The following is a 15,092-nucleotide window of genomic DNA, read 5'->3' as shown; positions in this document are numbered from 1 at the left end:
AAAAGCGCACTCAGGCGTGCGCAATCGCGTTCCAGAAAGCGTTGAACCCGGCTTCGAGGTAGCGCTCGCGCTGCGCCGGTTCGCGCACGATGAAATCCATCGTTGTTTCGGCGAGTGCGCCCATGATTGCCGAGGCGAAAGCCGGGGAGTGCCCGTCGAGATGGCCTTGCGCGATGCAATGCCCGATGAGCGCGCCGGCTTCCGCGAAGGCTTGCATGCCGACCGCGCGCGATTGCTCGGTGACGCGTTCGGAGGCGCTCAGGACCAGCATGACCTTGCGTTTGTCCGGGTTGGCGACGCCCCAGTCCACGTAGTGCCGCCAGAGATGCCGGGCGCGCTCGCGCATGCCGGCGTCGTGCGGGAAGTCGGGCGCGAGCGCTTCGCGCAGCTCGGCCTTGATGGCGAGATAGAGCGCGTTGAGCAGTTCGTCCTTGTTATCGAAGTAGGTGAAGAGCGTGCCTTCGGCAACGCCCGCGGTTTTGGCGATCCTGGCCGTGGGCGCGCCCAGCCCTTGCGTCGCGATCACGTGGATGGCGGCGGCAAGGATGGCATTGCGCTTGTCTTCGCTTTTCGGGCGGGCCATGAACGGCGTCTCGGGTTACATAGTTGAGTGATTACTCAATCATACAATGGATTTTCTCCTTCCTGCAACCTGCCGCAGGGCGGTGGCAGGCGGAACTGTCCCTGTCGTCGCGCCCCCGTAATCCGGCCCCAGTGGCTTCCCGCCTATCCCATAAATGTGCGCAGACCATTACACTAGCGACCGTGAGGGCCGCACGACGGGCCTTTCGTCCGGCCGCAACGCGCGCGCATTCGCCCGCGCCGCGTGGAGCCACGATTCAGTCAACGGAAAAAGCCCAGACGCCCAATGAGCACCGCCATGCCCCGCGCCGGCCAGGCCGGCCTGCCGCGCCAGACCGAGGGACGCTACACGCTCGGCACGCGCATCGTCCTCAGCTTCGGACTGCTGTTCGTGCTGATGCTCGCCACCGCGGCGATCTCGTACAACCGCCTGCGCACCATCGACGACGAGGCTTCCAGCCTCACGCACGATTCGGTGCCGGGACTCTTCTACGCGACGTCGCTGCGTGCGGCGGCGTTCCAGACGTACATGCTCACGGAGCGCGCCGCCTTCGTGGACGCCGACGCCGACAGCACCGGGCGGGATCTTGCCGCCTTGCCCGGCGCGCTCGCCGACGTGGACCGGCTGGTGAAGCAGTACGACACCACGGTTTTTCGCGGCGACGATCGCGAACGTTTTCAACGCTTCCGCGATGCCTACGCACGCTATCTGCCCCAAATTACCGCCATCGCGCATCAACTGCCCGCGTCGCGCCCCGCCGCGCAGGCAGCCTTCGCGCAACTCGCTCCGGCGTGGCAGGACGTGACGGACTCTGTCAACTCGATCGTCGAAGAGAACCGGGGGCAGGCCGACGATTCCGCGCAGACCATCCGCGGGTCGGTCTCGGGCACCGAGATCACGCTGGCCGCAGCGCTGGGCGTCGTGCTGCTCGCCTCGCTCGCCACCGGCTACGCGCTCTATCGCGCGATCACGGTGCCGATGGCGCGGCTCGTGGACGTGCACGACTCCATGCGCACGGGCGACCTCACGCAGCGCCTGCATCTTGGCCGCCGCGACGAATTCGGCGTGCTCGAAGACGGCTTCAACCGCATGAGCGACGAGCTCGCGAGTCTCGTTGCCCAGGCGCAGAAGTCGTCGCTGCAGGTTTCGACTTCGGTGGCCGAGGTGGCCGCCACGTCGAAGGAGCAGCAGGCCACCGCGAGCGAGACGGCGGCCACGACCACCGAGATCGGCGCGACCTCGCGCGAGATCTTCGCGACCGCGCGCGACCTCGTACGCACGATGAGCGAAGTGGCGACGGTGGCCGAGCAGTCGGCCGCGCTCGCCACCACGAGCCAGAGCGGCCTCACGCACATGGAAGACACGATGGGCAGCGTGATGGAGGCCGCCGGCTCCGTGAACGCGAAGCTCGCGATCCTCAACGAGAAGGCCGTGAGCATCAACCAGGTGGTGTCGACCATCACCAAGGTGGCCGACCAGACCAACCTGCTTTCGCTGAACGCGGCCATCGAGGCGGAGAAGGCCGGCGAGTACGGCCGCGGCTTTTCGGTCGTCGCCACCGAGATCCGGCGCCTGGCCGACCAGACGGCCGTGGCCACCTACGACATCGAGCAGACCGTCAAGGAGATCCAGTCGGCGGTGTCGGCGGGCGTGATGGGCATGGACAAGTTTGCCGAGGAAGTGCGCCGCGGCATGCACGACATGCAGGCCGTGGGCACGCAGCTTTCGCAGATCATCGGCGCGGTGCAGACGCTCGCGCCGCGCTTCCAGATGGTGAACGACGGCATGCAGGCCCAGGCCACCAGCGCGGAGCAGATCACCCAGGCGCTCACGCAGCTTTCGGAGGCGGCGCAGCAGACGGCGGAATCGCTGCGCCAGTCGTCGCAGGCCATCGACAATCTCACGCTCGTGGCCAGCGAACTGCGCACGGGCGTATCGCGCTTCAGGATCGAGGCTTGATATCAAGTGGCGCGCAAGAGCGCCCCGAGGGGACCCGGCGATGCTGTTCCTGTTGTTCGAGCTTGACGGCGAACGCTACGCGCTCGATGCGCGCGAGATCGCGCACGTGCTGCCGCTCGCACCGGTGCGTCCGCATCCGGGCACGCCGCCGTGGATCGCGGGCCTGATCGAGCACGAGGGCGCGCCCGTGCCGGTGGTCGATCTCGCGATGCTGGCGCTCGGGCGTCCCGCGCGCGCGCTCATGTCCACGCGGCTCGTGCTCGTCTACGACAGATCCGGCTCCGATGCCGCATCGCGAAGCTCCGCGCAACGTTATATTGCACTCCTGATCGAATGCGCCACCCGTACGCAGGCTTTCGCCGCGACCTCTTTTGCGGACGGTGGCATTGCCACCCCCGAGGCACGCTGGCTCGGCCCTGTCGCGCGCGACGAACAGGGTTTCGTGCAGTGGGTCAAGGTCGATCAGTTGCTCGATGCGCGGGTGCGGGCGCTGCTCTTTCCCGATCCGCCTTCGTGGCAGGCGCAGGGAGCCGCGTCGTGAGCGCCGGCGATCCGCGCTTCGCTGGGTGGCTCCTTCAGGAGACGGGTATCGATGCGCCGTCGCTCGGCGTGAACGCGCTGGCCCGCGCGGTCGCGCTGCGCGCCGCTGCAACGGTGGCGGCGGAGACAGGCGAGGCGTCACAAACCGGTTCGCTGCCGGCTGCCTGGGAGGCGGGCGCCGCCGTGCCGGGCGCGGTGCTCGACGCGTACTGGGCGCATCTCACGTCCGTCGCCGCGGAACGCCAGGCGGTCATCGACGCGCTCGTGGTGCCCGAGACCTGGTTCTTTCGGGAGCGCGAGGCCTTTACGGCGCTGGCGCGCCTCGGCGCGGAGCGGCTCGCGCGGCGGCCCGGCGACGTGCTGCGCGTTCTGAGCGCGCCGTGCTCCAGCGGCGAGGAACCGTATTCGGCGGCGATGGCGTTGCTCGACGCGGGGTTTGCCGCCGATCAGTTCGGCATCGACGCGATCGACATCAGCACCGCCTCGATCGCGGCCGCGGAGCACGGGGTTTACGGACGTAACGCGTTTCGCGGTGACGGCCTCGCGTTTCGCGAGCATCATTTCGAGGCGGTGGAGGACGGCTGGCGCGTCGGCATGCACGTGCGGCGTCCGGTGACGTTCGAGCGCGCCAATCTGTTCGAGTGGCTCGTGGCCCATCCGGTGCGCTACGACTTTATTTTCTGCCGCAACGTGCTGATCTATTTCGACCGCGATGCCCAGGACCGCGCGATACGCCTGTTGCGCGAGCGTCTGGCTGTCGACGGCATGATCTTCGTCGGTCCTGCCGAGACCGGGCTCATGATGCGGCACGAGATGGTCCCCGCTTATATTCCGCTAGCGTTCGGTTTCCGGCTGCCCGACGAGGACGAGGCGCAAAAGCGTGCGCTTGCGCCCGGACTCGCGCCTGTGCCGCTGTCCCTGCCGTTGCGGCCCATGCTTGCCGTGCCGCCGAAGCCCGCGATCTCCGCTGCGCCAGTGCTCCCGCCGTCGTCGACCGTTGCGCCGGCATCGATGCCGCATGGCGCCGGCGTGCCGCGGACCCTGCCCGGCGTACCCGCGCGTTCTTTGCGCACGCAACGTTCCGTACCAGACGGTGGTGCGTTCGCGAAGCCGCTTGCGCCTGCCGCGACTCCCGGCGCCGGGCTTGTCGAGGCGCGGCGTCTTGCCGATGCGGGCGAACTCGATGCTGCGCGCCGTCTTGCCTGGCAGGCGGCGCAATCGGCCGCGCCGGACGCTGACGCCTGGTATCTGCTCGGCCTGATCGCCGATGCTCAGGGGCACGCTGCCGAGGCGCGGGACCACTACCGCAAGGCGGTCTATCTCGATCCTGTGCACTACGAAGCACTGACCCATCTGGCCGCGCTGCTCGAAGTGGAAGGCGATGGCGACGGCGCGCGCCGCCTGATGCGCCGCGCCGAGCGTGTCGCGCCGGGAACGCCATACCACGGAGGCGCCGATGTCTGAACGCGAATCTGCCGTGCTGGCCCGCGTGCCGCTAGACGATTGCTGGAACCGCATCGGCACGCGCGGCGACAATTCGTGCCCACGGCTCGAACAGTATCTGCGCTGCCTGAACTGCCCGGTATTCGCGCAGGCCGCCGCGCGCATGCTCGAGCGTCCTGCTGATTTCGCGGCGGCCGCGCTTCCTTCCGCCGCGCGCGCCGGCGGTGCGCGAGTCGACGATCAGGACACCCTGGCTAAAAGCGAAGGATCGCTCGTATTTCGCGTGGGCGCCGAGTGGCTTGCGCTGCCGGCCACGGTACTGCAGCACGTGGGCGAGGCGCGCGCCATTCATTCGCTGCCGCACCGGCGCAGCGCCGCCGTGCTCGGCATCGTGAACGTGCGCGGTGTGTTGACGCTGGCCGTCTCCCTCGCAGCGCTGCTGCACATCGAGGCGGCGCCGGAGTCCGCTGGCGCGCGTTCCGGCCGGCGCCGCCTGCTGGTGGCGGAACGGGGCGGCGAGACGACCGCGTTCCCGGTCGACGATGTGGAGGGCGTAGCGTATTTCAGCCACGAAGCGCTGCTGCCCGCGCCGGCCACGCTGGCGCAGGGATCGGGCCGCCACGTGCGCGGCGTACTGGGCTGGCGCGGCCGCTCGGTCGGCGTGCTGGACGTGGAGGCACTATTCGAGGCATTGACGAGGAGCGTGCGATGAGCGACGACGAGCTGAGCCGCCGCTCGCTGCTCGACCTGTTCCGCGAGGAAGCGCAGACGCAGACGCGCACGCTTTCCGCCGGCTTGCTGGCGCTCGAAGCCACGCCGGCGGACCCCGGGACGCTGGAGTCGTGCATGCGCGCGACGCATTCGCTCAAGGGCGCCGCGCGCATCGTCGGGTTGCCCGAGGCGGTGGAAGTGGCGAGCGTGATGGAAGACTGCTTCGTCGCTGCGCAGCATGGCGAACTGCGGATCGACGCCGCGCGCATCGACGCATTGCTGGTGGGCATCGACATGCTGCTGGCAGCGGGCAATGCCGATGCGCCGCCGCTGGCGCGCGACGCGATCGATGCATTTGTCGCGCGCCTCAATGGCGAAGCGGACCTCGAAGTTGCGGGGGATGAAGTGCAGGCTACGCAGGCCATTTCCGTGGCGCCCGATTCCGCCTCGTCCGCCGCGCCCGTTGCGGCCGAAGCGGAAGCCGAACCCGCGTCCGCACGCGAACGCGCCACGTCGTCTACAGACGGGCAACGCATGTTGCGCGTGCGTGCAGGCACGCTGGATCGGCTCGTGGGTCTCGCAGGCGAAACGCTCGTCGAATCGCGCCGTATGCGGCCGTTCGCCGACTCGCTCCTTCGTGTGCGCTATGCGCAGGGCGACGTGCTGGGTGCGATCGGCCAGTTCCAGGATCGGCATATCGATGCGCTCGGCACCGAGGCGCGCGCCGCGCTGGCCGAAATCCGCGCGTCGCTCGCGGCGCTGCAGGGGCAACTGGCCGAACGCTTCGACGACCTCGACCGCATCGAGCGGCGCGGCGCGCGGCTCGCGCAGCGGCTCTACGACGAAGCGCTGCAGTGCCGCATGCGGCCGTTCGGCGAGATCGCGCACGCGTATCCGCGCATCGTGCGCGATCTGGCGCGCTCGCTCGGCAAACGCGTGCGCTTCTCGGTCGAAGGCGAGACGGCCCAGGTGGACCGCGACATCCTCGACATGCTCGATGCCCCGCTCGGGCATCTGCTGCGTAACGCGCTCGATCACGGCATCGAGGATCCGGTCACACGGCTCATCGAGGGCAAGCCGGAGGAGGCGCGCCTCACGCTCGAAGCGCGCCACAGCGCCGGCAAGCTGCTGATCAGCGTGGCCGACGACGGCCACGGCGTCGATCTCGCGGCGCTGCGCGCGGCCATCGTGGCGCGCGGGTTTGCCCAGAGCGACGCGGTGGAGACGATGTCCGACGCCGAGCTGCTCGACTTTCTGCTGCTGCCGGGGTTCTCGCTGCGCGATACCGTCACCGACGTTTCCGGGCGCGGCGTGGGGCTCGACGCGGTACACAATTTCGTCAAGGCCGTGCGCGGCACGGTACGGATCGAGAGCGTGGCGGGGCGCGGCACGCGCTTTGTCCTGCAGTTGCCGCTTACGCTTTCCGTCGTGCGCAGCCTGATCGTCGACGTGGCCGGCGAAGCGTACGCGTTTCCGCTCGCGCGCGTGAGGCGCGCGCTGCGCGTGCCGCGCAGCGCCATCGAAATGCTCGAAGGCCAGCAGCACATCGCCTGGGACGGACGGCCCGTGGGGCTCGTGACCGCGCGCCAGTTGCTTGGCGCAAGCGGCGGCGCGGAGACGGACGGCGACGTGAGCGTCGTGCTCGTCGGCGACGAGGCGGGCCTCTATGGTATCGCCGTGGACGGTTTTATCGGCGAACACACGCTCGCCGTGCAGCCGCTCGACAGCCGGCTCGGCAAGGTGCGCAACGTCTCCGCGGCGGCGCTGCTCGACAACGGCCAGGTGGTGCTGCTGATCGACGTGGAGGACATCGTCGCCTCGGTGGCGCGGCTCGTGCGCGAAGGGCAGCTCGCCGGGATCACGCGCGGCGCGCAGGGCGCGGTGCGCGAACGCAAGCGCGTGCTGGTCGTGGAGGACTCCTTGACGGTGCGCGAGCTGGAGCGCAAGCTCCTCGAAAAACGCGGCTATGCGGTGACGGTGGCCGTGGACGGCATGGATGGCTGGACCACGCTGCGCCAGGGGCGCTACGACCTCGTCATTACCGACGTGGACATGCCGCGCATGGACGGCATCGAACTCGTCACCATGATCAGGAACGACCCGCAACTGAAGCACGTGCCGGTGATGATCGTCTCGTACAAGGACCGCGAGGACGACCGGCGGCGCGGGCTGGAGGCGGGCGCGGACTACTATCTCACGAAGGGCAGCTTCCACGACGAAGCGCTGCTCGATGCGGTCAACGACCTGATCGGAGAGGCGACCTGATGAACATCGGCATTGCGAACGACATGCCGCTTGCCGTGGAGGCGCTGCGCCACGCCATCGCGCGGCGCCCGGAGCACCGCGTGCTGTGGGTGGCCGCGGACGGCGAGGAAGCCGTCGAATTCTGCACGGCCCGCCCGCCCGACGTGGTGCTCATGGATCTCGTGATGCCGAAGCTAGATGGTGTCGAGGCCACCCGGCGCATCATGGCGGCTGCTTCGTGCCCGATCCTGATCGTGACGAGCAGCGTGGGCGCGAACGCGTGGCGCGTGTACGAGGCCATGGGCGCGGGTGCGCTCGACGCGGTCGATACGCCTTCGCTTGCCGGTCCCGGCGCGCGCGAAACGATCGACCTGCTGCTTGCGAAGATCGAGCAGATCGGCCGGCTGCACGGCGCGCCCGACACCGTACGGGCGCCCGCTGCGGCCACCGGCGCCGCGCCGGGCCGTGTGCCGCTCGTGGCGATTGGCGCGTCGGCGGGCGGGCCGACCGCGCTCGCGCGCGTGCTTGGCGATCTGGGTGCCGATTTTGCGGCCGGCATCGTGATCGTGCAGCACGTGGACCAGTCGTTCGCCGCCGGCATGGCGGAGTGGCTCGACGGACAGACGCCGCTCACCGTGCGCGTGGCGCGCGAAGGCGACCGTCCCGAGCCGCGCGTCGCACTGCTGGCCGCCACCAACGATCATTTGCGCATGACAGCCAGCGGCCGGCTTGCCTATACGCGCGAGCCCGCGGAGACGCCGTATCGTCCGTCCGTCGATACCTTCTTTCGCAGCGTGGTCGAGCACTGGCGCGGCGACGCGGTGGGGCTGCTGCTCACCGGCATGGGCCGCGACGGGGCGATCGGCCTGAAGGAGATGCGCGCGAAAGGTTATTACACGATTGCACAGGATCAGGCCACGAGCGCCGTCTACGGCATGCCCAAGGCCGCGGCGGCGCTCGGTGCGGCGTGCGCGATCCTGCCGCTTGACGCCATTGCCGCCGAACTGCGGGGCCGCGTCAAACGCCCCGTGTGATGCACGAAAGGAACGGACACGCGAGCGAGCGCGATCCTCATTTACAGAAGCCCAGAAGCGACCGACCATCATGACCACCGAGAAGCCCAACCTTCCCGCAAGCGCGCAAGGCGCATCACCGGCCGTCGGCACCGAGGACGCCGCGCTCGAAGCCTCGCTCGAGGCGGCGCGCGCGGCGCTCGAACAGCCGCTGCCCGCCGCCGACCTGCCGATGATGGTGCTGCTGGTGGACGATCAGGCGATCGTTGCCGAGGCGGTGCGCCGGGCGCTGAGTGGCGAACGCGACATCGACTTTCATTACTGCGCGCATCCCGAGGACGCGTTGCATACGGCCCGGGAAGTGCGGCCGACCGTGATTCTGCAGGATCTCGTGATGCCGGGCACCGACGGGCTCACGCTCGTGAAAGCCTACCGCGCCCACGAGGCGACGCGCGACGTGCCGATCATCGTGCTCTCCACCAAGGAGGAGCCCGCGATCAAGAGCGCGGCATTCGCCGCGGGGGCGAACGATTATCTCGTCAAGCTGCCGGACAGCGTGGAGCTGATCGCGCGGTTGAAATATCATTCGCGCTCCTATATGAGCATGCTCCAGCGCGACGAGGCCTACCGCGCGCTGCGCCGCTCGCAGCAGGAACTGCTGAAGGCGAATCTGGAACTGCGGCGGCTCACGCATTCGGACGGCCTCACGGGTCTTTCGAATCGCCGCTACCTGGACGAGTTCCTCGGCGCGGAATGGCGCCGCGCGCTGCGCGAGCGCACCGAGGTCTCGCTCCTGATGATCGACGTGGACTACTTCAAGCCCTACAACGACACGTACGGGCACGTGGCGGGCGACAACGTGCTGCGTACCGTGGCGGCGACCATCCGCAGCGAGATCAACCAGCCGCGCGATCTGGTGGCGCGCTTCGGCGGTGAGGAATTCGCGGTTGTGCTGCCCGGCACGGGCAGCGCCGGCGCGCGCCTGCTGGCCGAGAAGATGCGCCGCGATGTGGCGGCGCTGGCGCTGGCGCACGCGGGGTCGGACGCGAGCGAGCACCTCACCATCAGCATCGGCGTGGCGACGCTCACGCCGGCGGAAAACATCGCCGAGACGGCGCTCATCGAGGAGGCCGATGCGGCGCTCTATCGCGCCAAGCGCGATGGACGCAACCGCGTGGCCTTCTCCGCGCAGATCGGCACGCGCGGGTGAGGGCCGCGCGGCCTGCTGCCTCCTTCCGCCACGCCGGCTAGTTCGGCTTCCACTGATACATGAGCAGCTTCGCGCGCGCGTCGTCCTCCACGAGGATAACGTAGCTGCCGTCCGGCTGTTCGGCCGCGCTGAGTCCCATATAGATGTCGACCCAGCCCGTCGTGTTGCCGACATCGGCGCCTGGCGTGAACGTGCCGACGAACTGGCCGCTGCGCGTGTCGTAAACGTCGATGTGCGGGGTATAGAGTTCCGCGATGAACACATAATTGCCCGCCACGGCAATTCCCACGGTCGTGACCTGCGGATCGCTGCCCGCATTCCAGGGCAGGTTCACGGTGTAGGTGAGCACGGGCGATCCGCCCGACCAGTTGTCGTAGCGCGCCAATACCGGTCCGGCTTCTTTCCAGAGCGATGAGTTGTACTGACTTGCCGACGTGTAGCCCGTGAGGTACATCGTATCCGTCGCGGCCACGTAGACCATGCGCGCAACGCGTGCGAACGGGGCGGGCATCGGGAACATCTTCGCGGACGCATACGAATACACCGGATTGCCGTGGGCGTCGAGACCGAGCATCGGCATCTCGCGTATGCCCGAGGTGGGTGTCGCGAGCCAGACGTTGCCCGGCGCATCCACCCACCAGTAGCCGTCGCCTACCGTCGAGCCCGTCGAGGGATTGGCCGTGATTTCGCTCGCATCCACCTTGCCGTCGCCGTTCGCGTCGCGCCACATCCACTCGCCGTACGCTGGCTGGCCGGCGGGCCAGTTGCCCGGCAGCGGGTTCTGCGCGAAGAAGCCGGACGGAATGGCCACCTGGCCCTCCGTTCCCGGCGCGAAGCGGTATGCCGTGAGGTAGTGCGCGTATTCGTCGAGCGTATAGAGGAACAACTGGCCGTCGAAGCGCCGCACCATCGGCGAGCCACGCACGCCGCGCGCGAGGTGGAAGGCGGGGTCGTCAGGGTAGTCGAAGCGGTCGAGCGTGAAGCCCGAGTAGGTCCATTGCTTGCCCGCGGGCTGCGTATAGTCCATCGTGAAGCGCTTCGAACCGGTGAAGACGTTCGCCGTCGAAGCGGGATCGAACGCGCCGGCGTCCACGAACAGGAGGCCGTAGAGTCGCCACCCGAGCGAGCGCGTGGTCATCGCATAGCTTTCGAGCACGGCGCCCTGGCCCACCAGCGCCGATCCGATGGGACGCGGCCCCTGGCCGTTCTGCGCAACGTAGAGATTGCCCGCCGAGTCGTAGCCAATACCGGTGATGCCGTTGAAGCGCCAGTCGCCGGGCGTGCCCTTCACGGTGTGGAAGATGCCGTCGCGCGTGCCGAGCGTGGCCGTGAGCTGCATCGCGCCGCTTGCCGCGCGGCTATAGAGCAGGATCTGCTGCGCGGGGCCGTTGTCGGCGATCGTCAACTGGCCCGAAGGCGCGAACGCGAGATCGGTGGGGACGGTGCCCTGCGGCAGCACGGGCGTATCGTTGAGCGCCGTGCCGTCCACGCGGTAGTGACCGATGGTCGGGCCGCTCGCGTTCTGCAGACCCTGCACGACCCATAGCGTCGAGTCGCTTGCGAGTGCGAGCCGGCCTGGCGACGGCGCGGTCCACGAGCGTAGCTGCCGCATGGTCTGCGCGTCGTAGACGACGATGCGATTGCCGTAGGTGTCGGAGACGTAGAGCTCGGTGTCGGAGGCCGCCAGGCCACGGACGGCGCCGTCGTCGGGCGTGCGCACGTCGCGCACGCGCAGGAAGCTGTCTTTCGTCACGTTGGCGCTGTTGCCGATGCCGCTTGCGAACGGCGCGCCCTGTGCGATGTTGGAGCGCAGGCGACGCGTGACGCCGTACCAGGTCTGCCCGGCAGGCGGGTAGTCGGCACCCGAAAGCGCATTGCTTTCGTTGCCTATCGACAGGGCGGCGTAGACGTATTGGGTGTTCGCCGCGATGGCGTCGCCGCCCGTATCGCCCCAACCGTGCGTGTTCCCACCCACGGCGAGCTTGTTGCCGGCGCGGTAGACGCCGAGCTCGCTGCCGCTCTCGTCCCATGGCGCATTGGCGTACACCGTGCCGTCGGGCGCGACGGCGATCGCCTCGATGTCGAGCTGTACCCACTTGCCGTCGCCGTACCCGAAGGTATTGCCTATCCACGACGTGGTGTAGTTGAGCGTTGCCTGCGCAACGGCTGTGTCGATACATACCGCTTGCAGTGCGAACACCGCTAGCAGCATGTGCCTGGCCAGTTTCATGCTGGAACCCCTGAGCGAACGAATGGCGCACGGTGCGTGCGCAACGAATTGCGCTCATGCTCGCATGCCGGGTTCCGGAAATAATTCGGTCTTTATTCGTAGTGAGTAATGTGAATTTTTTTATGCTGACGGAATGGCGTACCGCATGCATTCTATTGTTAAGGTATACGAAAGATATGAGCGCGCGCTTTACGCCGGGAGCTGGTGGTCAAGCGGCGCAGGCCATTGGCCTCGATAGATTGCGTGGTGCGGCGGCAAAGAAGCATCTCGGGCAAGTTGCTGTGGTGCCAGAAAAACGTGGGAATAATCCACCCGCCTTACGTGTTTGCCCATCGAACCAACCTTTTCGTCGCCGAAAGACCATGATCCGCAAGGGGCCGATGGCGTACCCGCCCGTGTCCGGGACCGCTATCCAGGCATACACTGAAAGTTCACGAAGTGACGCGCCGCGCGCCCTCCGGGCAGCCGCGCTGACCGTCCTGCTGGCCACGGTGGCCGCGACCTGGCTGGCGCTCACGCAACCTGCGCAGCAGGTCGTGAACGCCGCCGCCCTCATGGCGCTCATGGAAACGGCGAACCAGGCGGCCGGAGGCGACAATGTGGACGCGGTCGCCATGGCGCCCGATCCTTTCGATCTGAAAGCATCGGGCCTGCGGCTCGTGGGCGAGGACACGCTCAGGCTGGGGCTGCTCGCAAGCGCGAGACGCTACGTCTACGAAAACGCGGACGGCAAGCGCGTGGTGTTGCTGGGCGCGCGGGCCTGGTTCTCGAAGGGCGAGCCGCAGTGGAGCGCGAGGCGTATCGGCGCGATGCGCCTGATCGAATGGACAGCGAACGGCACGCGCTGGGTGCTGGCGGGCGACGTGCGCACGCGCGGCCTGATGCGCGCGGCGGATGCCGCGACGCTGCCCGCGGATGGCGGCGACCGAGGGAATGGAATGGAGGAGGCGGGCAAGGATGGAACATGGACATCCGTGACGAACTGATAGAACACGTGCCGCGTTTGCGCCGCTACGCGCGCGCGCTGATCCACAACCGGGAACTGGCCGACGACCTCGTGCAGGACACCCTGGAGCGGGCGCTCGGCCGCTCGGGGCAGTTCCGTTTGGGCACCGACCTGCGCGCATGGCTCTTCACGATCATGCACAACGTTTTCGTGAACCAGGTGCGCAAGTCGTCGGCGCGCGGCGCGCATGTTTCCGTGGACGACGAGACCGTGCCGGAGACCGACTACGCCGTGCCCGCGAGCCAGCTCGGCACGCTCGAAGTGTGCGATCTCGACTATGCGCTACAGCGTCTTCCCGGCGAACAGCGCGAGGTCGTGCTGCTCGTGGGGCTCGAAGAAATGAGCTATGCCGAGGTGGCGCAGGCCCTCGATATTCCCATCGGCACGGTGATGTCGCGTTTATCCAGGGGGCGGGAGCGGCTGCGCGCGCTGATGGCCGGTACAGCCCCGCGTGCGAATTTGAAGGTGGTGCGATGAGCGAGCAAACGTATCCCGTCACGGAAGACGAAATCCATGCGTATGTGGACGGCGCGTTGCCCGAAGCGCGCAGGGCCGATGTCGAGCGAGAACTGGAGCGCAACCCGGACCTTGCGGCGCGCGTGAGCGATTATTTCGCGCTGAACGGTCTGCTGCACGAACGCTACGATCGGGTGTTGAGCGAGCCGTTGCCCGCGAGTCTGCGCCCGGCGCCCGAGGCAGCGCGGCGGCGCGAGGCCGCGAACGGGCCGCGGTTTGCCGCGCAGTTTGCCGGTATGGCGGCGACGCTCGTGCTGGGTGTCGGCATCGGCTGGGGCTTGCACTATGGCGCGGGCACGATGCTGGCATCGTCGTCGAACGAAGCGGACGTACGCGTGGCCAGCGCCGACGGCAGCGAGCTGTTCGCGCGCCAGGCGGCGCTCGCGCATGTCGTCTACATGCCGGAAGTCGGTCGCCCGAACAACATGACGCGCGCGCCGGAGCAGGACTTCGTGCAATGGCTTGCGAACCGGCTTGGCACCAATGTGCATCCGCCCATGCTCGGGAAGAGCGGCTTCGAACTCGCCGGCGGGCGCCTGCTGCCCGGCGCCGACGGTGGCCAGGTCGCGCAGTTCATGTATAACAACGCGCGCGGCGAACGGGTCACGCTCTGTATTTCGCGCCGCAAGGTCAGCTCGAATACCACCGCGTTCAAGCTGTATCGGGACGGGCCGGTGAACGTGTTCTACTGGGTCGACGGGGACTTCGGCTACGCGCTGTCGAGCGGCATCGACCGCGGCGAGCTGCTGCAGCTGGCGCACGATGTCTATTCGCAGTTGACGGTGGAGAAGGTCGGGTGAGTGTGTCCTGTGCGACAGGGCTTCTCGCTGAAGCCCTGTCGCGACGTCCATAGGGATCGATGCTTAAGTACATCCACCAGGGTGTCCGATTCCGTATTCTTCAAGCACTTCAATCGAGAACAAAGGGCGTTGAGCTCTCCCGTTCCTCTCCGCCTACTTCACAAATCGGACAACAATCCACGTCATTCCTTTCAAAATGAAAGGCGATTGTTGCCCGATCATGCCTGTTCATTTGCACGCTTTTTGATAAAAATATTGCCAGCCTGGCCGTGTTCCAGAAACTCTTTCTGGAAGAAAGACTGGAATTCGCATCGGCAATTCTTGATGAATTTCCAGAAAATGCGCATCAAGACATTAAGTCTTTTTCATTAAATCAATTGTTCATCTCGCTGAACAATAGCACGATCGGTAGCCAATAATTTTTGCCAAAATTGCTGCTAATAGAATGACTCGTTCCGGAGCAGGGGTTTATTGAAAGCGGCACGCCCCTGCAAGATGCGGGCCGTGCCAGATTCCGTGCAGGTGACGGCAATTCGCAACGCGTGCTCATTCTCTCCTCGCCTCACCGATTCGCCTTTGATACATTTGTAGTGAAAATAAACAAAACGAGACGGAAGAAAGTAGTTTCTGCTCTCGGAAGGCGAGCGAGATCATCCAGCGAAAAAGCAAACACGAAAGATCCCCGGGCATTGTTCTACGGGGCCTGTCTGTAATTGACGCATTGTTCATTGTGAAAGCTATTGGGAAATGTTAGCGGTACCACACCCAGTGGATTTCAAAGGTATGGAGGAGAGGATGAAGAAGGCTTTGCTTGCCGCAGCGCTCATGTCTGCGGGA

The 15,092-nt window shown here is 67.0% G+C and carries 12 protein-coding genes; 10 read left to right on the top strand and 2 right to left on the bottom strand.

Annotated features, from left to right (window positions below; all coding sequences use genetic code 11):
• Positions 1 to 10: 10 nt before the first annotated feature.
• A complete protein-coding gene (locus V8683_RS17130) occupies positions 11 to 583 on the bottom strand; it encodes a TetR/AcrR family transcriptional regulator (protein ID WP_411193304.1) in 573 nt (190 codons plus the stop codon).
• A 285-nt stretch (positions 584 to 868) separates the two neighbouring features.
• On the opposite strand from V8683_RS17130, the gene V8683_RS17125 reads away from it, so the two are divergent.
• From V8683_RS17125 to V8683_RS17095, 7 genes are all read left to right on the top strand, one after another.
• On the top strand, positions 869 to 2,542 hold the full coding sequence (locus V8683_RS17125; RefSeq protein WP_411193303.1) for a methyl-accepting chemotaxis protein: 1,674 nt from the start codon (positions 869 to 871) through the stop codon (positions 2,540 to 2,542).
• 40 nt (positions 2,543 to 2,582) lie between these two features.
• Positions 2,583 to 3,083: a chemotaxis protein CheW gene (locus V8683_RS17120; RefSeq protein WP_411193302.1), complete on the top strand. Its 501-nt coding sequence runs from the start codon at positions 2,583 to 2,585 to the stop codon at positions 3,081 to 3,083.
• On the top strand, positions 3,080 to 4,546 hold the full coding sequence (locus tag V8683_RS17115) for a CheR family methyltransferase (RefSeq protein ID WP_411193301.1): 1,467 nt from the start codon (positions 3,080 to 3,082) through the stop codon (positions 4,544 to 4,546). Before V8683_RS17120 ends, V8683_RS17115 begins: the two co-directional genes overlap by 4 nt.
• A complete protein-coding gene (locus V8683_RS17110) occupies positions 4,539 to 5,237 on the top strand; it encodes a chemotaxis protein CheW (protein ID WP_411193300.1) in 699 nt (232 codons plus the stop codon). Before V8683_RS17115 ends, V8683_RS17110 begins: the two co-directional genes overlap by 8 nt.
• On the top strand, positions 5,234 to 7,501 hold the full coding sequence (locus tag V8683_RS17105; RefSeq protein WP_411193299.1) for a hybrid sensor histidine kinase/response regulator: 2,268 nt from the start codon (positions 5,234 to 5,236) through the stop codon (positions 7,499 to 7,501). Before V8683_RS17110 ends, V8683_RS17105 begins: the two co-directional genes overlap by 4 nt.
• Positions 7,501 to 8,514 carry a chemotaxis response regulator protein-glutamate methylesterase gene (gene cheB, locus V8683_RS17100; protein WP_411193298.1) on the top strand — a complete coding sequence of 338 codons (1,014 nt, stop codon included), beginning with the start codon at positions 7,501 to 7,503 and terminating at the stop codon, positions 8,512 to 8,514. The genes V8683_RS17105 and cheB overlap by 1 nt, the downstream gene beginning before the upstream one ends.
• Before the next feature lie 70 nt (positions 8,515 to 8,584).
• Complete coding sequence (locus V8683_RS17095; RefSeq protein ID WP_411193297.1) at positions 8,585 to 9,703, top strand: diguanylate cyclase; 1,119 nt, start codon at positions 8,585 to 8,587, stop codon at positions 9,701 to 9,703.
• 37 nt (positions 9,704 to 9,740) lie between these two features.
• On the opposite strand, the gene V8683_RS17090 is transcribed toward V8683_RS17095, so the two are convergent.
• Positions 9,741 to 11,933, bottom strand: a complete 2,193-nt coding sequence (locus V8683_RS17090; RefSeq protein WP_411193296.1) for an NHL repeat-containing protein — start codon at positions 11,931 to 11,933, stop codon at positions 9,741 to 9,743.
• 362 nt (positions 11,934 to 12,295) lie between these two features.
• On the opposite strand from V8683_RS17090, the gene V8683_RS17085 reads away from it, so the two are divergent.
• Genes V8683_RS17085 through V8683_RS17075 form a run of 3 tightly spaced genes read left to right on the top strand, consistent with a single transcriptional unit; the run spans position 12,296 to position 14,255 of the window.
• The gene (locus V8683_RS17085; protein ID WP_411193295.1) at positions 12,296 to 12,919 is read left to right on the top strand and encodes a hypothetical protein; all 624 of its coding nucleotides are present in this window, start codon (positions 12,296 to 12,298) and stop codon (positions 12,917 to 12,919) included.
• Positions 12,898 to 13,416, top strand: coding sequence for a sigma-70 family RNA polymerase sigma factor (locus V8683_RS17080; RefSeq protein ID WP_411193294.1), 519 nt, complete (start codon positions 12,898 to 12,900; stop codon positions 13,414 to 13,416). The genes V8683_RS17085 and V8683_RS17080 overlap by 22 nt, the downstream gene beginning before the upstream one ends.
• Complete coding sequence (locus V8683_RS17075; RefSeq protein ID WP_411193293.1) at positions 13,413 to 14,255, top strand: anti-sigma factor family protein; 843 nt, start codon at positions 13,413 to 13,415, stop codon at positions 14,253 to 14,255. Before V8683_RS17080 ends, V8683_RS17075 begins: the two co-directional genes overlap by 4 nt.
• The last annotated feature ends 837 nt before the right edge of the window (positions 14,256 to 15,092 follow it).

This window comes from Paraburkholderia sp. AV2 (assembly GCF_054968425.1).
The sequence above is the reverse complement of the archived record's forward strand: the minus strand, read 5'-3'. Positions and strand labels throughout refer to the sequence as shown.